This window comes from uncultured Merdimmobilis sp., assembly GCF_902471145.1.
In the GTDB taxonomy this organism is placed as follows: domain Bacteria; phylum Bacillota; class Clostridia; order Oscillospirales; family Ruminococcaceae; genus Merdimmobilis; species Merdimmobilis hominis.
In genome coordinates this window covers 1-18,810 of sequence record NZ_CABRJC010000003.1, presented here as the reverse complement: position 1 = coordinate 18,810, position 18,810 = coordinate 1, and the positions used below count along the sequence as shown (strand labels likewise).

The 18,810-nt window shown below is 56.9% G+C and carries 19 protein-coding genes; 11 read left to right on the top strand and 8 right to left on the bottom strand.

Going from position 1 to position 18,810, the window contains the following annotated elements; all coding sequences use genetic code 11:
* Positions 1–103 precede the first annotated feature (103 nt).
* The 4 genes from RDQ42_RS02850 to ptsP all read right to left on the bottom strand — a co-directional run bounded on the left by RDQ42_RS02850 (position 104) and on the right by ptsP (position 3,756).
* Positions 104–670, bottom strand: coding sequence for a manganese efflux pump MntP family protein (locus tag RDQ42_RS02850; RefSeq protein ID WP_231358434.1), 567 nt, complete (start codon positions 668–670; stop codon positions 104–106).
* A 269-nt stretch (positions 671–939) separates the two neighbouring features.
* Positions 940–1,437, bottom strand: a complete 498-nt coding sequence (locus RDQ42_RS02845) for a GNAT family N-acetyltransferase (protein ID WP_054331099.1) — start codon at positions 1,435–1,437, stop codon at positions 940–942.
* Between the two features lie 13 nt (positions 1,438–1,450).
* Complete coding sequence (locus tag RDQ42_RS02840; RefSeq protein ID WP_054331100.1) at positions 1,451–1,894, bottom strand: MarR family winged helix-turn-helix transcriptional regulator; 444 nt, start codon at positions 1,892–1,894, stop codon at positions 1,451–1,453.
* Between the two features lie 161 nt (positions 1,895–2,055).
* Complete coding sequence (gene ptsP / locus RDQ42_RS02835; protein WP_308588242.1) at positions 2,056–3,756, bottom strand: phosphoenolpyruvate--protein phosphotransferase; 1,701 nt, start codon at positions 3,754–3,756, stop codon at positions 2,056–2,058.
* Positions 3,757–3,946: 190 nt separating this feature from the next.
* Between ptsP and RDQ42_RS02830 the strand changes: the two genes are divergently transcribed.
* The 6 genes from RDQ42_RS02830 (at position 3,947) to RDQ42_RS02805 (ending at position 8,563) form a co-directional block, all read left to right on the top strand.
* On the top strand, positions 3,947–4,903 hold the full coding sequence (locus RDQ42_RS02830; protein WP_231358432.1) for a TIGR01212 family radical SAM protein: 957 nt from the start codon (positions 3,947–3,949) through the stop codon (positions 4,901–4,903).
* On the top strand, positions 4,893–5,456 hold the full coding sequence (locus tag RDQ42_RS02825; RefSeq protein WP_083386308.1) for a class I SAM-dependent methyltransferase: 564 nt from the start codon (positions 4,893–4,895) through the stop codon (positions 5,454–5,456). The genes RDQ42_RS02830 and RDQ42_RS02825 overlap by 11 nt, the downstream gene beginning before the upstream one ends.
* Positions 5,457–5,470: 14 nt before the next feature.
* Positions 5,471–7,012: a hypothetical protein gene (locus RDQ42_RS02820; RefSeq protein ID WP_143117120.1), complete on the top strand. Its 1,542-nt coding sequence runs from the start codon at positions 5,471–5,473 to the stop codon at positions 7,010–7,012.
* Positions 7,009–7,437 carry a 2-oxoacid:acceptor oxidoreductase family protein gene (locus tag RDQ42_RS02815; RefSeq protein WP_054331106.1) on the top strand — a complete coding sequence of 143 codons (429 nt, stop codon included), beginning with the start codon at positions 7,009–7,011 and terminating at the stop codon, positions 7,435–7,437. The genes RDQ42_RS02820 and RDQ42_RS02815 overlap by 4 nt, the downstream gene beginning before the upstream one ends.
* An 89-nt stretch (positions 7,438–7,526) precedes the next feature.
* Positions 7,527–8,075: a flavodoxin family protein gene (locus RDQ42_RS02810; RefSeq protein ID WP_308588240.1), complete on the top strand. Its 549-nt coding sequence runs from the start codon at positions 7,527–7,529 to the stop codon at positions 8,073–8,075.
* 35 nt (positions 8,076–8,110) lie between these two features.
* The gene (locus tag RDQ42_RS02805; RefSeq protein ID WP_071427122.1) at positions 8,111–8,563 is read left to right on the top strand and encodes a hypothetical protein; all 453 of its coding nucleotides are present in this window, start codon (positions 8,111–8,113) and stop codon (positions 8,561–8,563) included.
* Positions 8,564–8,607: 44 nt separating this feature from the next.
* On the opposite strand, the gene RDQ42_RS02800 is transcribed toward RDQ42_RS02805, so the two are convergent.
* Positions 8,608–10,971, bottom strand: coding sequence for a homocysteine S-methyltransferase family protein (locus tag RDQ42_RS02800; protein WP_308588238.1), 2,364 nt, complete (start codon positions 10,969–10,971; stop codon positions 8,608–8,610).
* The gene (locus tag RDQ42_RS02795; protein ID WP_231358429.1) at positions 10,968–11,645 is read right to left on the bottom strand and encodes a methionine synthase; all 678 of its coding nucleotides are present in this window, start codon (positions 11,643–11,645) and stop codon (positions 10,968–10,970) included. The genes RDQ42_RS02800 and RDQ42_RS02795 overlap by 4 nt, the downstream gene beginning before the upstream one ends.
* Positions 11,646–11,959: 314 nt before the next feature.
* Between RDQ42_RS02795 and RDQ42_RS02790 the strand changes: the two genes are divergently transcribed.
* Entirely contained in the window at positions 11,960–12,640 is a 681-nt protein-coding gene (locus RDQ42_RS02790; protein ID WP_054331110.1) for a hypothetical protein, read from the top strand.
* A gap of 51 nt (positions 12,641–12,691) precedes the next feature.
* On the opposite strand, the gene RDQ42_RS02785 is transcribed toward RDQ42_RS02790, so the two are convergent.
* Both RDQ42_RS02785 and RDQ42_RS02780 read right to left on the bottom strand, forming a co-directional pair.
* Positions 12,692–12,928, bottom strand: coding sequence for a hypothetical protein (locus RDQ42_RS02785; protein WP_054331111.1), 237 nt, complete (start codon positions 12,926–12,928; stop codon positions 12,692–12,694).
* A 54-nt stretch (positions 12,929–12,982) separates the two neighbouring features.
* On the bottom strand, positions 12,983–14,215 hold the full coding sequence (locus RDQ42_RS02780; RefSeq protein WP_231358428.1) for a hypothetical protein: 1,233 nt from the start codon (positions 14,213–14,215) through the stop codon (positions 12,983–12,985).
* 625 nt (positions 14,216–14,840) lie between these two features.
* On the opposite strand from RDQ42_RS02780, the gene RDQ42_RS02775 reads away from it, so the two are divergent.
* The 4 genes from RDQ42_RS02775 to RDQ42_RS02760 all read left to right on the top strand — a co-directional run.
* The gene (locus tag RDQ42_RS02775; protein WP_308588236.1) at positions 14,841–16,007 is read left to right on the top strand and encodes a malic enzyme-like NAD(P)-binding protein; all 1,167 of its coding nucleotides are present in this window, start codon (positions 14,841–14,843) and stop codon (positions 16,005–16,007) included.
* Between the two features lie 184 nt (positions 16,008–16,191).
* Complete coding sequence (locus RDQ42_RS02770; protein WP_071427120.1) at positions 16,192–16,776, top strand: HD domain-containing protein; 585 nt, start codon at positions 16,192–16,194, stop codon at positions 16,774–16,776.
* A gap of 175 nt (positions 16,777–16,951) precedes the next feature.
* Positions 16,952–17,893: an AEC family transporter gene (locus RDQ42_RS02765; protein WP_231358426.1), complete on the top strand. Its 942-nt coding sequence runs from the start codon at positions 16,952–16,954 to the stop codon at positions 17,891–17,893.
* Positions 17,894–18,218: 325 nt separating this feature from the next.
* A partial coding sequence (locus RDQ42_RS02760) for a DUF6612 family protein (protein ID WP_308588234.1) occupies positions 18,219–18,810 on the top strand: 592 nt, incomplete at its 3' end.

The window sequence follows — 18,810 nt, the reverse complement described above, 5'->3', positions numbered from 1 at the left end:
GATCCCGTCCAGAAAATAAGTTCAGACATTTGTGGAATTTTAAGCGGGTGCGCTTAAAATTGCCTGGTTGGGTAAGGCGGAATTGTTATTTTTGAAGATGAAGTTACACAATGCCCAGGTGCTCCATCAAGATTTTGCCCCCCATCAGCACCAGGATCACCCCGCCGAACAGTTCGGCCCGGGTGCTGTACTTGGCTCCGAACAGGTTGCCGATCTTCACCCCAGCGGCGGAGAATAAGAAGGTGGTGATGCCGATCAAGGTCACCGAGGGAAGGATATCTACCTCCAAAAAGGCGAGTGTCACTCCAATGGCCAAGGCGTCGATGGAGGTGGCGATGGCCATGGGCAGCATCGCCCGCCAGCCAAAGGAGGAATCCATCCGTTCGCATTCCTCGCACCCGCTGGAGGCTTCTTTGATCATGTTGCCGCCGATGAGCCCTAACAGGATAAAGGCGATCCAATGATCCACACTGGTGATCATTTGAGAAAAATGGGTGGCAAGGGAATAACCGGCCAGCGGCATCATCGCCTGGAATCCGCCGAAATACAAACCGGTGATGGCGCTCTCCCGCGCACCTGCTTTGCGCACCGAAAGCCCCTTGCAGATGGAGACGGCGAAGGCGTCCATGGAGAGGCCCACCGCCAGCAGAATCAATTCCCAAAAACTCATATGTTTTCCCCTTTCCTGGTTGAATGCGCGTCCTGAAACACAAAAAAAGAGACCTGCCCCGCTGTTTAGCGGGGACAAGTCTCGTTGTTTCAAACACAGCCAGGCCCAAAGCAGGGCCAGTTTGTTGACTGGGTTACGCAATTTTGCGCCAACTACTCCCTTATCTTAGCCCATTCTAACATTAATTTTCCAATTATGCAAGGGTTCGAGGCAGTAAAATTGGGGGAAACATAGGGCCGATGACACAAATATGGGCAAAAAAGGCAGGGCTAAACCCGCTTTTCATAACAATTGAAAAGATGTGGGTTCTCAAAAAGGGAAATCTGCCCAACCAGCTCATAGCCCAATTTGCAGAACAAGGCGTTCATCTTGGCGTTAACGGAGTTGGTGTCGGTGCGCACGGCGACGGCACCGGCATCCCGCGCCGTCTGCTCGGCAAAGGCGAGAAGCTTGGTCCCGATCCCCTTGCGCCGGTATAGTGGGTTGACCGCCATCCGATGGGCGACCAAGACAGGGCCTTGGTACTTCCAGGGCATGGGGGAGTACTCTTGGGGTTCTACGCTATTGATGCAGACAAACCCAGCCAGGGAGCCGTCTTCCGCCACATCCACATAGAGGTCGCCGTTTTCCACATCCTTTTCAAAATCGCAGGCCAGGGGGTAACGGTCGTTCCACTGGGTGTTGCCGTAGCTTTTCATCTCTTCAATGGTGGCGCGGATGATCTCCATAATGGGTTCCACGTCTTGTTTTACTGCTTTTCGGATCATAGGGGATGCCTCCTTAAGGGTGTTTCAGCCTCTGCCATTCTTCGTCGCTGTTCTCCCGCATCCGGCGTATCAAGTCCAGCACAAGGGATTCTTCCTCCGGGGAGAACCCGGCAAAGCAGGTTTCAATATTGTGGTTTTCCAGGTCGAGGATCGTCTGGTATAGCCGGGGAGCCTCCCCTGTGGGGAACAGGCGGAACCCCCGCTTGTCCCGGGGATCGGGCTCTTTGGCGACAAGGTCGATCTCGACCAGCTTTTGCACCGCCTTGGTTGTGGTGGTTTTGTCCATCCGCAGCACGGCGGCTAGTTGGGTGGGGGTGATACCGGGGGATTCACAGATCCGGGTGAGGAAGGGGAATTGCCCCCGCTGCAATCCGTAGGTGCGAAGCGCGGCATCGTTGATGCTGTGGATGGAGCGGGAAAGGGCGCCAATTTCCCGCAGGATCTCGCTTTTGAGCATGGATATCAGCCTCCAATTAGTTGAAATTTCAACTAATTTTAGTATACCAGAGCTTTGCCAAAAGTCAAGGGAATACGGATCGAATTTTACAAAAAAATAGCAAGCAGCCGCGGGCAAAACAAAATCCCCCGCTCCGAATGGACAGGAGCGGGGGCGTCGGTTTATCGGGCGGGGACGGTCTGTTCTCTTTCCATCTGGAGAAGGCGGACCACTTCCCCGGCGGTGGAACAGGAGAGGGCTTGGCGGGCGATCCTGCGGCAGGCGCCGGTATCCAGCCTGGAGATCCCCTCTTTTAAGGCGGGGATGGCTGCGGGAGTCACCACAAAGTTGGTCAGGCCCATCCCCAGGAGGAGAGGGGTAGCCAGGGGATCTTTTGCCATCTCCCCGCAGAGGGAGCAGGGAATCCCCTCTTCAGCGGCGCGGTCCAGCACCATCTGAATCACCCGCAGAACCGCGGGGTGGAGGTAGCTCCCCAGCTGGGGAAGGCATTCCCCATTGCGGTCGGCGGCCAGCAGGTATTGGGCCAAATCGTTGCTGCCGATGCTGAAAAAATCGCAGTGGGGAGCCAGTAGGTCGCACAGGAGGGCGGCGGATGGGACCTCCACCATAATGCCCTCCCGGATGGCAGGATCAAAGGGGAGCCCCTCCTGGGCCAGCTGTTTTTTAGCGGTGTCCATCCATTGCTTGGCGGCCTGAAGCTCTTCCAAAGAGGTGATCATAGGGTACATGACCTGGATGTCCGCCTGGGCGCTGGCCCGAAGGATGGCCCGCAGCTGGCACAAGAGGATTTCAGGTTGGCGCAGGGTGAGCCGGATGCCCCGCGTCCCAAGAAATGGGTTCTCCTCTTTGGGGATGGGAATGCAGGGGGAGGGCTTATCCCCGCCGATGTCCAGGGTGCGGATGGTGAATCTCTGTCCCCCTAGCTGCCGGGCGATCTCTAGGTAATATTGAAGCTGTTCCTCCTCGCCGGGAAGGGATTCCCGGTTGTGGAAGAGGAATTCGGTGCGCAATAGGCCCACCGCGTCAGCGGCGTACTCCACCGATTTTTGTGCGGTTCGGCTGTCGGAGATGCTGCTCTCCACCCGGATGGGAAGCCCATCCGCTGTAACGGAGGGGAGGAGGGCCTGCTGGGCCAGCTGGCAGACGCGTTCCCCTTCCTCTTTGACTAGGCGGGCCAGTTCGGTTTTCCGCCGATGGGTGAGTCCGCATTCCACCTTGCCAGATGCTCCATCCAAAAAGAGGGGCTCCCCGGATTTGGCCGCCTCCACAGCGTGGGGGCAGCCCACCACAGCGGGAATTCCCAAGCTGCAGGCCAGAATGGCGATGTGGGAGGTCAGGGTTCCCCCGGCGAGGACAATCCCTTTGATGCAGGCGAGGTCGGCAGTTGCCAGGTCAGCGGGGGAAAGCTGGTGGGCGACCAGAACCACCTCCCGCTCCAGACCAGCCAGGGAGGGGAGCTCCTCCTGGCACAGGAGGGAGATCAGCCGGCTGCACACATCTTTTAGATCCTCCGCCCGCTGGCGGATGTAGTCGGAATTTACCTGGGCCAGCATCTGGCATAGGATGTGGCAGGCTTTTTCCACTGCGGCGGGGTCCAATCCCTGGATCAGCCCCTGGTTGACCCGTTCTTCCAGCAGGACGTCTGATACCATCTCCCGGTGGCAGAGGAGAACCTCCGCCTCAGCCCGGCGGCCAGCACCGGTCAGGGCGGCAATGGATTGGTCATACTGCCGTTTTAGCTGCTCACGGGCCTCCTCAAAACTGCGGGAGGAAGCCCTTCCCACAGGCCCCTGTTTGGGTGTCAGGCAGAAAGCCGGGGCCAAAGCCAGGCCAGAGGATGCGCCAATTCCGGTAAATACCACAAGAATCCCCCCTTTCATTTCTTATATTATAATACATATGACCAAGAAATGGTAGGGGCAAGGCCGCCTTTTCCCAAATTATCCATTGGAAAATGAAATGGGAAGGGGAACTTCCAGGCGAAATCCCCTCCCTTGCAAAATAGGTGGGAATGCACTACAATTTGTAGGAAGAGAAAAGGAGGGAGACAGCTTGCAGAATCCTTTTGCTTACAGCGACGACAACAAGCGCTACCACACGCTGCATTACCACCTCCGCCACCGGTACGGCGGGCGGGTGTTTAAAGTACCCCTCAACGCCGGGTTCACCTGCCCCAACATGGATGGGACCAAAGGGGTGGGGGGCTGCACCTACTGCTCCAGCCAAGGGAGCGGGGATTTTGCCGGTGACCCCTCCCACAGCCTGGCACGGCAATTTGAGGAGCAGAAGGCCATTCTCCATCAAAAGTGGCCGAAAGCCCAGTACATCCCCTATTTTCAGGCCCGGACAAACACCTATGCCCCGGTGGAGATTCTGCGGGAGCGGTTTGAGCCGGTGCTGAAGTTCCCAGGGGTGGTGGGCCTTGCCATCGCGACCCGGGCGGACTGCCTCCCCGATGAGGTCTGCGGCTATCTGGAAGACCTCTCCCGCCGCACCGATCTGACGGTGGAGCTGGGCCTCCAATCCTTTTCAGACGAGACGGGGGAACGGATCAACCGGGGCCACACCACGGCGGAGTTTTTGGAGGGGTTTTGGAAGCTGTACCAAAGGGGCATCCCGGTCTGTGTCCACATCATCAACGGCCTCCCCGGCGAGAGCTTGGACGAGATGCGAAAGACGGCGGAACAGCTGGCCCGCCTGCCCATCCAGGGAATCAAGATCCACCTGCTCCATGTGCTGGAAGGCACCGTTCTCGCAGATCAATACCGGGCGGGGGAATTCCCGCTGCTCACCCGGGAGGAATATGTCTCGGTGGTCTGCGACCAGCTGGAGCTTCTGCCGCCCCAGGTGGTAATCCAGCGGCTCACCGGCGACGGGGACCGGGAAAAGCTGATCGGCCCCTTGTGGAGCGTCCGCAAGCGGGAGGTGCTCAACGAGATTGACAAGGAACTTGCCCGGCGGGACAGCTGGCAGGGGAAAAAATACCGGGAGGAAGAACATGGATTATAGCATGACTTCAATATTAGATGTGGCCAAGCAGTTCATCACCCAATTGGTCCCGCGGGACGGGGTGGCGGTGGACTTCACCATGGGCAACGGCCACGATACCTTTTTCCTCTCCCAATGGCTGGAAGAGGGGCATGTTTACGCCTTTGACATCCAAGAGGAGGCGGTAAAGAGCACCCGAAAACATCTAAAAGAGTGGGGTGCCCGGGAGAATTACACCCTCATCCACGCCTGCCACAGCCGGGTGAAGGAATTTGTGACGGGCCCCATCGATGGGGGGATGTTCAACCTGGGGTACCTGCCCCACAGCGACAAGGCGGTGACCACCCGCCATGAGACCAGCCTTTCCGCCATCCAGACAGCGACTGAGATGCTCAAACCGGGCGGCGTCCTGGTGGTGGCAGTTTACCCCGGCCATGGGGAGGGCGCCTTGGAGGGGGAGCTGGTTCAGAGGCTTGCCGCGGGCCTGGACAGCAGGCGGTTTGACAGCTTTTTCTACCGGCTGCTCAACCAGCCCTCCGCCCCGTTTTTGGTGGCCATACAGCGCAAGAAATAAGGGGGATGATCTCGGTGAAAGAATGGAAATCCGGGCGGGAAGCTCTCGCCCAAGCAGCGAAGGGCCAGGTGTGTTTTGTTTTTGGGGAGAGGCGTCAGGAGACTGCCTCCCTTTTGGATTTGCTTGAGGAACCCGGTTGCTCCCGCCCTGAGGAGGCCATTGACCGGGCCTTTGGCACATCTATCGCCGGAGCGAGGGCTCTCTGCGTTTTGTCGGCGTCCTCCGCCGGCGTTTTGAGCCGGATCAGCGATCTGGGCTGTGGTGGAGGGATCCTCTTTCTTTTGGTGGGGCAAGAGGATGCGCCGCCCGCAGACCTGCGTCCTTTGGCGCAGCAGCTGGAGCTCCCCTTGTTGACCCCCGCTGTGCCCCAGGACTGCGCCAGTCTCCTGGGGGAAGGCTTTGCCCTCTCCGGGAAGATCGCCGCGCCGGTGCTGGCCGAAGTGGGCCCATGGCTGCTGGATGCCGCCAGCATGGTGGAGTTTCCACAAGGGCAGAGCGCCTCTCTCCTGGATTACCAGCGGGAGAGCGGCCGGTTTGTCCGGCTTCCCGGGGCGGAAAAACAGAAAATACAGTTGGCAGAACGGCGGAAGGCGCTGCTCTCCTGGCTGGAAGTTTCCCCTTGTGTCACTAGAAAAGGGGAGGGGGAGACCGGCCTGATCGTCACCGGCGGAATGGCCCACAGCGTCCCTCAGATGGAGCGTCTCGCAGTCCTCCAGCTGGGGATGGGCTGGCCGGTAAACCTGGAGGAGATCCGCCGGTTCTCCCAATCGGTGGAGCATCTTTACCTCCTGGAAAAAGGCCGGTACCTCGCCCCCATCCTGGCCGAGGCGGGAATCCCAGTGGAACCCGGCCTCCCCTGGGCGCCCGAAGAGACCATTTCCCCGGATCTGCCCGCCCGGCCGCCCCAGCTCTGCCCGGGATGCCCCTGGCGCGGGGTGCTTTACACCTTAAAAAAGGAAAAAGCCTCTGTGTTTGTGGAAAGCGGCTGCCTCAGCTTGGGGGCTGGCCTGCTGATGAAAGGGGTGGACGGCTGCGGCGCCGGTTCGCCCCTTGCCCTGGCCATGGGGTTTGCCGCCTCCCGGCCGGGGAAGGCGGGAAAAACTGCGGCTCTTCTCACCGCACAAGGGTGGGAGGGGTGCAGCTTTGCCCAGCTTGGGGATTTTTCCTCCAGCCGGATTTTTGCGGTGGTATTGGAAGATGCTGCCCAGCCCGCCCAGCTCACCCCCCAACAGGTGGCAAGGGCGATGGATATCCCCATTGTGGAGGCAGACTCCCACAGTTTATCCCAGATCCGGGATGGGGTGCGCAGCTGTATGGCCCGGCCGGGGTCGGTGCTCATCCTTCACGGAAGCTGTGCTGCCAAGGAGGAAAGCCTTCCGGCCCATCGGGTGGACCGGGAGCTCTGTACCGGCTGCCGCCAATGCCTGCGGATGGGGTGCCCGGCCATCTCTTTCCCAGAGCACAAGTCCGCCATTGATCCAAACTGCTGTGCCGGATGCGGCCTCTGCGGGGAAATCTGCCCGGTAAAAGCTATCCAAAAGGGGGAAAAAGCATGAAACATTGGGTGATCGTCCTCTGTGGAGTACAGCCCATAGACATTTGGGCAAAGGGCCTAGCCCTGCTGCTGGAGAAATGCGGGTATGCGGCCACCCTCCAACGGGAGGGCCCGTCCCACATTGGCGGCGGGTGCCGCTGGATTCTCCGGGCAGGGGAGAAGCCTTGTTTTGCTCCAATCCGGTTGGGGGAAGCCGATTGCCTCATCGCCTTGGAGCAGTTGGAAGGGGTGCGAAACCTCCCTTTCCTCAAGGAGGGAGGAACCTTTTTCTTGGGAGAAAATCGGGAAAACCCTGCGGCTGTCAGCGCCGGGCGGGTGAATTACCCTGTGTTGGAAGAGCTTCCAGTGAAGGCCCAGCCGCTGCCTGCTTCGCCCCAAGAGACATGGGAACAGATGCTGTCAGCCTGTGAAAGGATGGGGGATTGACGGTACCGGTAAAATTTGCTATACTCAAAATAGAAGAATATATATTTATCTATATTATTTCTATTTGCCGAAAGCAGGGAGGAATTATCATGGGGAAAAATGTATTGATTTTGCTGGGCAGCCCCCGCAAGGAAGGCAACAGCCATCTGTTGGCTAAGGCGTTTGCCGAAGGCGCGGAGTCGGCTGGCCACACCGTCACATACTTTGACGCGGGCAAAGGCGGCATCGCCGGGTGCATGGCCTGCGGCGGGTGCTGGAAGACCGGCGCGGCCTGCGTTCAGAAGGACCGGATGCAGGAAGCTTACCCTCTATTGGAACAGGCGGACGTTTTGGTCATCACTTCGCCCCTCTATTTTTTCGACCTCAATGCCCAGGTGCGTGCGGTGCTGGACCGCTTCTACCCCTATGGCCGGCAGGAGCGCACCAGCAGCCTGCACATTCAGGAGAGCGTCCTGCTGATGACTGCCGCCGGGGTGCCCTACAAATTTGACGGCGCCCGGGCCACTTATGAGCTGATGGTGGAGTACATGAAATGGACCGACCGGGGCATGATCCTGGCGGACGGTGTCTGGGACAAGGGGGATATCAAAACCACAGGGTTCCTCGATCAGGCGAAGGCGCTGGGCGCGGCCTTGTAGCGATTCGATTCTAGTTTGGAAAGAAGGAGAACACTTTGAAGAAAAAGAGATTGTTTTTGGCGGCGCTGCTGCTGTCATTCTGCCTGCTGGCTGCCTGCCAGAACGGGGAAATCCCATCCAGCAGTGAGAATGTCTCTGTCCCGGTATCTGGTTCAGAACCAGCCCAGGGAGAAAATCCCCCTGATCCGGCTGAGCCCACCCCAAACCCATCGACCCCCTGGGAACCATCCATGCAAGATCCCGCCGTTCAGCCGGAGACTTATTCTGAAGGGCAGCTGGAGAAAATCATGGAGGAGATTCAGGAGAGTGAGATCGCCCCCTGTATCACCGGGGTGGAGATCAGCACCGATGGCCAAGTTTTGATCACTGCGGCCGGGGCGGAAAACATCGGGAAAATTGAGGATTTTTTAAAGACCTACCCGCAAAGGGATGCGGTGTCAATTTTAGAGCTGGCCCCCACCCCTCCCGGCGAAAATCCCACTGTATAGAGAGTAAAAAAGCGCCCCCGGCCCAGGCCGAAGGCGCTTTTTGTTTATCCAAGTACCTGCCGGGCGAACTGCACCGACTGCTGGGCATCCGCCGCATAGAAGTCTGCGCCGATGGATTTGGCGTATTCGGCGGTGAGCACCGCGCCGCCCACCATCACTTTGCACTGGGGGAGCTCCTGCCGCAGCAGGCGGATGGTCTTCTCCATGCTGGGGACGGTTGTGGTCATCAGAGCGGAGAGGCCCACCAACCGGATGTCCCGCTCCTTAGCAGCCTGCACCACTGCGGCGGGGGGGACATCTTTTCCTAGGTCAAGGATGGTGTAGCCGTAGTTTTCCAACACTACCTTGACGATGTTCTTGCCGATGTCGTGGATGTCCCCCTCCACTGTGGCCAGAAGGATGGCGCCCTTGGAATGGGTTTGAGGCCCCTTTTTGGCCAGGGTTTCTTTGAGGAGTTCAAAGGCGGATTTGGCCGCCTCTGCCGACTGGATCAGCTGGGGGAGGAAGATGCGCCCCTCCTCATAATCTCTGCCCACCTGGTCCAGAACGGGGATTAAATGGCGGTTGACGATCTCCATAGGGGGCAGGGAAGAGAGTAGGCGAAGGCAGGCTTCCCTGGCCTGTGCTCTAAGCCCTCGGGCGATGGCGTGACCGATCTCCATGTCCTGGCCCGAGGGGAGGGGCTTCGTTTCCGACTCCCCGGCAAATCGGGAGAGGAATGCGGCACAGGATGTATCCTGCCCGGTGAGGGTGGCAGAAGCGAAAAAGGCGTCCATCATCCCCTTGTTGTTGGGGTTGAGGATGGCAATATCCAGCCCGCGGCCCAGCGCCATGGAGAGAAAGGCCTGGTTGAGGGCTTCCCGTGCCGGAAGGCCAAAGGAGATGTTGGAGACGCCCAGGATGGTTTTCAGCCCCAGCTCCCGTTTGACCAGGGCGGCCGCTTCCAAGGTTTCGGTGGCATTGTGCTGCCCGGAGCTGACGGTGAGGGTCAGGCAGTCGATGAGCAGCCGCTCTTCCGGGATGCCGTAGGACAGGGCGCGGTCCCGGATTTTTTTGGCCACGGCAAGGCGTTCCCGGGCCGAGGATGGAATCCCGTTTTCATCCAAAGTGAGGCCGATGACCATGGCGCCGTATTTGCGGGCCAGAGGGAAAACCTGCGCCATTGACTCCTCTTTTCCGCTGACCGAATTGATTACAGCGCGGCCGCAGTACACCCGCAGGGCGGCCTCCAGAGCGGCGGGAGAGGAGGAGTCGAGCACCAAGGGCAGGTCCAGCACCTCTTGGAGGGCCTTGACCGCCTGTTTCATCGCCGCTGCTTCGTCGAGGCCCGGGAGCCCTACATTGACGTCCAAAAGGTGGGCGCCGGCCTCTGCCTGCTGGATACCCTGGCGGGCCAGGTAGCTGGAATCCCCATCCAACAGGGCCTGTTTCATTGCCGGTTTGCCGGTGGGATTGATCCGCTCCCCGACAATCCGGGCGCGGTCCAGCTCCACCACCTGGGAGGGGGAGCAGACCGCAGAGCGGATCACTTTTTGGCGGGAAGCGGGGCTCCTGCCTGCGACTGCTTCCCTCAGGGCGGCGATATATCGGGGATCGGTGCCGCAGCAGCCCCCCAGAATGGAGGCACCCAGATCCAGGAACCGGGCCATCCCCCGAGCGTATTCCTCCGGCCCGATTTTATAGACCGTCTCGCCGTTTTCCACCGCTGGGAGGCCGGCGTTGGCTTTGATCAGCAAGGGAAGGTTGGTCCACTGGGCCAGCTCCTGGGCGATGGGGTAGATTTCAAAGGGCCCCAGGGAGCAGTTGATGCCGATGGCATCTGCGCCCATCCCCTCCAAGGTGAGGGCCATGGCCCGGACATCGCAGCCGGTGAAGGTGCGCCCCCCCTCGTCAAAGGACATGGAGCAGAACACAGGCAGGGGGGAGTTCTCCTTGGCGGCCAGCAGGGCCGCCCGCATCTCCTGGAGGTCGGTCATCGTCTCAATGACGATGAGATCCGCCCCGGATGCGCCGGCCAATATCTGTTCCCGAAACTGCCCATAGGCTGCCTCAAAGGGGAGGGTCCCCATGGGCTCCAGCAGTTCCCCCAGGGGGCCGATGTCCAGCGCCACCAGACCGCCAAAGTCTGCGGCCGCTTTGCGGGCGATGGCCACTGCCGCTGGGATAACTTGATCTGGGGTATGGCCACTCCCTTGGAGTTTTAAGCCGCTGGCCCCAAAGGTGTTGGTGTACACCACCTGGGCTCCAGCAGCGAAGTAATCCCGGTGGATCTGCTCGATGGCATCGGGGGCGGTGAGGCAGAGAAGCTCTGGTCGTTCTCCCGTCTTCAGCCCGTGTTTGAGGAGCATAGTTCCCATGGCCCCGTCCAGCAGTAGGGGCTGGCTAAACAGTTGTTTTGTCCGGTTCACAAAAAGTCCCCCCCTTTTCGGTATGGACAGCTTTCCCAGTTTGGGCAGGAGGTACAGCTCCGGCCTGCGGCGGCGATAGGTTCTGACGATAACCCCAGGATGGCGGTCACTGATTTGCGGGGCAGGAGGATTCCCGAGCCGTTGACGGTGAGGCCGATGGTTTTGGGGGTGTCCAGCGCCCGGGTAAATTCCCGCTGTAAGCGGATGGGAAGGTCTCCATAGCCAGGGCTGAACCGCCCGGTGGCGAATAGACCGTGACATTTAGCCTCCTGGTGGACAGTGACCTCCACCCAATCGCACAGCTCCTCCACCGCAGCGGTTGCGGCAGCATCCGCCATAGCGCCAAGGGTCATATCGGTCAATTCTAGGTATTTAATCTCCTTGTCCACCTGAACCCCCAAGGTGGCGGCCATCAGCGCCACCTGGTTACATCCGGCCAGGTGGTTTGCGATGTCTTCACCTGAAAGGAGGAGGCTTGTCCCTTGGGGAACAAGCCCGGTTTCGGTGCGGCTGAGGGGAAATATCCGATAGGTGTAGAGAGGGCGGCTCACCCTGCGGATTCTCTCCCGGGCCAGGTTCAGTTTTTCCAGAAGGGAGTCCTCCAGAGGCTGGCCCTGGTACCCCAGGTAGCGCAGGGTCTCCTCCCGCCGGATGGGGAAGGGAAAAGGCTCCATGGTGACCTCCTTGTGCAGATTGTCCTGTTTATGATCAAAACATAGTTTAATTTAGTCTATTGTGAGCGGGTAATGATCTGTAAAGGGGTATATCTTTACAGATCAATTGGCTGAATTCAGATGGCTGATTCTACACAATAATGGGAAAAAGTGGTTAGCAGTAGGGGCTTGTCCGTTTTCTGGCAAGAAGTTTCGAAAATCTTCATACATTTTCCTGCTATTCATGGTAGAATAATATTATTCATTGTAGTATACTTTGTGGGAAATGTAAAGTTTTCCCATTGGGATCATCCTGTGAAACCGGAGGAATGCATGTGTACGGTTATCGTTATTATAGCTCATCGGGGGCGGCGGCTCTCCTGGGATTTCTTGCCGCGGTGGTTTCTCTGATTTTCTTGGTGCTTATGGTCTACTGGATTATCAGCTATATTTTCAGCTCCATCGCCTATTACAAGATTTCCAAGCGGCGAGGGTACCAGCGTCCCTGGCTGGCCTGGATTCCTTTTGCCCGGAATTATCTGTATGGAGCTATTGCTGATGACATCAACATCAAACGCGGCAAAAAGACCTACTTCGGCTGGATTTTGCTGGTGCTGAACCTGTGCTCCACCGGTGCGTTGGCCTTTCTGTTGGGTGACCTGCGGGCAGGCGGGCACATCGGCATGGGGGGCTATATAATCGGCAGCCCGTGGAGCAGCTTAATCGGCCTTGCTACCACCGTTTTGTATTATATTGCCTTGTCGGTGATTTACCGGGACTATATGCGCGGCCAGATCACCTTGATGCTGGTTCTTTCCATCGTGTTTCCATTCATCTCCCCCTTTGTTCTGTTTTCCATCCGCAATAAGCCGTCGGTCTCCTGTGGGGAGGCCGCCTATGGCGGTTTCGATGGCTTCGGCGGTTATGGAGGTTATCAGAATTACGGCGGGTACCAAGGGGGATACCGCCCCGGCGGCTATCCAGGGAATCATGAGACCAGAGGTCCCAAAGAATAATGGATAAAACGAAAAGCAGCTTTGGATATTCCAAAGCTGCTTTTTTCAGATTTAATCCACGTTCTCGGTGACGATCAACGTTTTATTGACAATGGCGCGCTGAGCCAGAATGGCATCCAGGATATCGCTGACCAAGTTGAACAAATTGATCAAGGTTTCCAGTTCCTGCTGGGTTTTTCCCTGGCTGGTGGCAAGGGCGATGGTGACCGCAGCAGTAACCAGCTGTTCCGGCGTCAGCACCGAGGAGGGGTGTTCCTTCTGTTTATCCTTACCCTTACATTGTGCCACAGTGCATCACATCCATATTCCCATATATAAGCGGGAGCCGGGTCGGATATGCCGTTATCGGGCAAGCCTTTTGGCCAAGGGGAGGAGCTTTTCCCGGGTGTTGAGGGAATCCTGTGCCCAGACCTGTTCCAGAAGCTGGGGAAGTATCCGCTTTGCATCCTCGGGGGAGAGCCCTTCGGCGGTTAAATCCTCTTGGCCAACCGCCAATTCCCGCAAGGTGCAGCACTGGTTGTTGCGAAGGATGTCGCCTAGCAAGAGGTTGGAGCGGTGCAGGGAGAGAATGCTGTCCACCTTGCTCCCTTGCCCCGAGTAGATGAGGGCCTTTTTGAAAAGGATCAGCCGCTGGAACAGAGGCTTGCCATATTGGGCAATCATCTTTTTCATCTTGGTGGGGGAGGTGGGGATAAAGGTGTCATAAGCCCCACAGAGCTGTTCGATGTATCCCGCCGTCAGGGAATCCAGGGCAAAATCCAACGCTGCCTGTTTGGCCAAAGCACCGGTGACAGCCCCCTTTTGCCGCTCAATGGGGAGAAGGAGCAGGGCAAGGCGGACGGTGAGATCCGGCGGGCAGTGTTCCAGTGACCGGGCCACTAAGGCGGGAAGGTTAGCTTCCCGCTCCAAAGGGGCGGCGAGGCTGGGGATTAGGGCCGACGCCACATCAAAGTAGTTGCGGATGGTACCCGCTGCATTGCTGCACATGAGGATGCGGCAGAAATCTACCGAAGCCCTCTCGGCGGGGATACCGGACAGCATAGGGGCCAGCCGGTGGATAGACGAGGCCACTGACCGGTCCATCCGACAGGAGGACAAGGCGGAAAAGCGCAGCGTCTGAAGCATGTTGAATGGGTTGCGGCGGAAGTAGATATCCGGGTCGCCGATGCCGCGGATCAGCTTGCCCTCCAGATCCTCCAGGCCGTGAAACTCGTTGACCAACCCTTTGACTGGGTGATAGGCGATGGCGTTGACCGTCAGCCCCCGGTCGGAGAGGTCCGGTTTGGGGTTGGAGCTGGAGGATTCCTGCCGGAAGGTGGCGGTCGTCACCCGCAGGGAAACGCCATCCACCACCAGCATCAGGGAATTTGGCTCTTGTTTGGGTTCTATGTGCAGTTCATTTTGAATACAGGAAGCGGCCTGTGCAAGGCTGGCGTCGGTGCAGACTTCCCACTCCGCAGGGATAAGGTCTACCAGCCGGTCCCGGACACAGCATCCCACGGCATAGGCTTCATGCCCGCTGCCGGACAATAGATCTATCAGATGATTTACCTGCAAAGGCAAACGCAAAGTCAACACAGATTCCTCCTCCCAGGCGGTGTCAAAAATGCCTGGCGATCAATTCTCATACAAACAAAAAAACCACTGTTAAAAAATTAGTATAGCACGTTTTTGGAGGGAATGCAATTGTCGCAAAGCACACAAAAAAAGCCCCCGATTTATGGCATATCCACAGGAAAAACAGGGATTTGAGCACACTTTTTGATGGGGCATTGGAAGCGGGAGAGAAGGTTGGCAACCTGCCATATTTGCTAGATGAAGATTGGTTCCTTTTGCGAATTGTTTCACAAAAGGAACCATCGGGGAAGCCGACCTCCCCGTTGCTGTGCCGCCTTGTCAATTTCGGCCCCGAAGCCAGCAGGTGTATCTGCTTCCAAAGCCTGCGGGATAGGCAATTTCCTGGAAAAAGGATAATGGATTTATTCATTCTACCCAAATGCAAGAAATCATGCATTGTTTCCCCAAAGAATGGAAAATAACCCACAAGAAGAGGGCGGTATTTTTGTTTCAAGGGGTGATTGACTTGCTTTGGGCGGAGTGCTATAGTGTAGATGCAAGATTTCTTTCATCAATAGAGATGCAGAGAAAAGCCGGTCCCAATCTTATGGGACGTACGGATTGAAAAGGGAGGAAATAACCAATGACCTATGGTGAAAAAGCGTTGATCGCCCATGAAAAAAGCAAGGGCAAAATCGAAATGAAAAGCAAACTCCCCGTGACCAATGCAGAGGAGCTGAGCATCGCCTACACCCCTGGCGTGGCCCAGCCCTGTCTGGAAATCAGCAAAAACAAAGAGGACGCCTACCGCTATACCGCTAAGGGCAACCTGGTGGCAGTAGTCACCGACGGCACCGCTGTCCTCGGCCTGGGCAACATCGGTCCCGAAGCTGCCATGCCGGTGATGGAGGGCAAATCCATCCTCTTTAAGGCATTTGCCAATGTGGATGCTTTCCCCATCTGCCTGGACACCACCGACACAGAGGAGATCATCAAGACCGTCAAATACCTGGCTCCTACCTTTGGCGGTATCAACCTGGAGGACATCGGCGCCCCCCGCTGCTTCGAGATTGAGAAGCGCTTGCAGGAAGAGCTGGATATCCCGGTGTTCCACGACGACCAGCACGGCACCGCCATCATCGTCTCCGCGGCGGTGATCAACGCCTTGAAGATTGTAGGAAAACCCATTGAAACCGCCAAATTCGTAGTCAACGGCTGCGGCGCTGCCGGCAGCGCTACCATCAAAATGCTGATGAACCTGGGCGCTACTGACATCCTTGCTGTGGATCTGCCCGGCATCCTCAACACCGATATGAAAGGCAAAATCGACGACGCCAAGTATCACCTGGCTGAAATCACCAACAAAGACCACAGATCCGGCGGCCTGAAGGAAGCCCTGGTGGGTGCGGATGTGTTTATCGGCGTTTCTGCCCCCAACATTGTCACCGCTGACATGGTCCGCTCGATGAACAAAGACGCCGTCGTCTTTGCCATGGCCAACCCCGTCCCTGAGATCATGCCCGACGTGGCAAAAGAGGGTGGAGCCCGGGTGGTCGGCACCGGCCGTTCCGACTTCCCCAACCAGATTAACAACGTGGCGGTATTCCCCGGTATTTTCCGCGGCGCGCTGGATGCCAGAGCCCACAAGATCACTGAGGAAATGAAGGTCGCCGCCGCCTACGCTATTGCGAATGTCGTCACTCCTGAGGAGCTGAATGAGGACTATATCCTGCCCGGCCCCTTTGACAAACGGGTTCCTCTGGCTGTGGCGGAAGCGGTCAAATCCACCTGGGAAAAGAGCGGCAAATAAGTTGTTTTCACAAAGGAGAGTGCAGTCGGCACTCTCCTTTTTTATGTAGGCAGGGAGGATTGGCTCTACGTCTGGGAGGATTTTGTGCTATAATAAGGAAAATGGCCGCCGCGAGCAGGTTGGGCCATCTAGAAACACATGGCAATAGGGCACAAGGCAGCCCATCATTTATAAGGAGGGACCTATGAATTATCAAGAGCGCTTTGAGGAAATTTACACCGCCCACATCACCCGGGAAGGTTCCAAAGAACTGCTGGACTGGCTGCGGAAAACCGATTTTTTCACCGCCCCGGCCAGCACCAAATACCACTGCGCCTGTGAGGGGGGATTGGTGCAGCACAGCGTCAACGTCTATGAGGTGTTGCGGGAGAAACACTTTGAAGAAGGGGACAGTGAGGAGAGCTTTGCCATCTGTGGGCTGCTCCATGACCTGTGCAAGGCCCAGTTCTACAAAGTGAGCACCCGCAACGTAAAGAATGAAGCCACCGGCCAGTGGGAAAAACAGCCCTTTTATATGGTGGAGGACAGCTTCCCCTACGGCCATGGGGAAAAATCGGTGTTCTTGATTGAGCGCTTTCTACGGCTCAAAACCAGCGAGGCCATGGCCATCCGCTGGCATATGGGCGGGTTTGATGAGACGGCCAAGGCCGGCGGGTTCTCCATCAGTGTGGCTTTTGAGAAATACCCCATTGCAGTAAAGCTTCACTTGGCGGACTTGGAGGCCACTTATCTGCGGGAGAAAAACACCTCCGCCGTCAACAGGAAATAGCCCGATGAGGTGCAGCCAAGGGCGAGACATATGGATGGAAGAGCGGCTGACACACTTGCCATCGATAGGGCAGGGGAGATTGTGAGGTTTTTTGTTGCATCCTGGGGCATATGGTGCTAAACTAATACAATATGCCCTTCCAATCAATCTTACAAAGAAATGGAATGATGATTTCGTGGAACTCTCCCTCCTCCTGGGCAAACAAGTGTTGTCCATGCTGGTGATGATGCTGGTGGGCATCTTCGCCGCTAAGACCCACCTGGTGGATTCTTCCGCCAACAAGTCCCTATCAACTTTGGTTTTGTACATCTTCTCGCCCTGCGCATTGCTGGCTGCCTTCCAGATGGATTTTGACGCCCAAAAGCTGGTTTCTCTGGGGGTGGTCACCTTTTTTGCGGTGATTGCCCACCTGTTCTTTATCCTGATGGCCCAGTTTGTCTTTTTCCGAAAAAAGACTGCCTTTTCCAATGCCAACCGGGCGGCGCTCATCTATACCAACTGCGGCAACCTGACCATCCCTTTGATCAGTGCGACTCTGGGGCAGGAAGCGGTCTTTTACTCCTGCGGTTACATGCTGGTTTCCAGCATCCTCTTGTGGACCCACGGCCGGGTGGTGATGAGCGAAGACATCCGCAGCATTTCGGTGAAGAACATCGTTTTTAACTCCAATATTATCGCCATCGTGGTGGGGCTGGGTATGTTTTTGACCGGACTGCGGTTTCCTTCTGTCCTGGATAGTGCGGTCAATTCCTATTCTGGGGCGATGGGCGCGGTTTCCATGCTTGCCTTGGGCCTGATGCTGGGCGGAAACAACCTCAAGGAGATTTTTGCGGACAAGCGGGTCTATTGGGTCTGCTTCTTGAGGCTCATCGCCCTGCCACTCCTGCTGATTCTCTTTTTCAAGTTCACCGGTTTGGCATACATTGTCTCCAACGGCAAGGAGCTGCTGACGGTGGTTCTCATCGCCGCATTTGCGCCGGTGGCCGCGGCGGTTGCCATGTTCGCCCAGCTGTTTGAGAAAAATCCGGATTACGCTTCCCGTTTGACCGGCGTTTCCACCATGCTAAGCATCGCGTCGATGCCTTTGATGGTCGCAGCCAGCCAAATTCTGCTGTAACACGTTCGGAAAGTCCGCACAGGGGGATGATTCTCCCTGTGCGTTTTTGTATGGGGATCTTCTACAAGGGATAGTGCTGCATCTTCGTATGATTTTTTTGTAAGAAAAACCCAATATATACCAAATTTGTAAAGTTTTTGGGGTGGATGTTCTCTCTTTTAACACGGATTCTGTTTAACCATTCTGTGAAAAACATCCAAAATAGTGACAGAAGATTTACAGACAATGGACATGATGCAAAAAATATGCTAAAATGAAGCAAATCGGTGCAACAAAAGTGCGCCAGTTTTAATCGTATGGATACGAGCTAAAGGAGGATACCCCAATGAAAAAATTTCTGGCGCTGACCCTTGCCGGTGCAATGGTTTTGACCTTTGCCGCTTGCGGTCAGACAAAGAAGACCGCTGAAGAGGTGTATGCGGAAGCGGTTGCCAAGAATGCGGCTCTGACTTCAACCCAAGCCAACATGACAATGGACCTCGACATGGACATGGGCGGTATGTCCCTCGGCATGAAGATGGACATGGTCATGAAGATGAAGAAAGCTGATGACAAGTTTGAAATGGCGATGACTGGCGGCACCACTGTCATGGGCCAGAGCATCGACATGGCTGTCTACTACAAAGATGGCTACAACTACACCAACGCCATGGGCACTAAGGTCAAACAAGCCATGGATTTGGAGGCAATTGCCAAACAGGCCGAGAGCATGACCATGGATTCTGCCCCCGTGGAATACTTGGAGAACCTGACCATGACCGAGGCCGACGGCGTCACCACCCTGACCTACACCATTAGCCAGGACAAGATGAAAGAGTATTTTGACCAGGCTATGAGCACCGCTGGTGAGAACGCCATCCCCGAGGGCACGGAGATGAACTTTGAGTCGATGAACGGCACTGCCACCGTGAACAAAG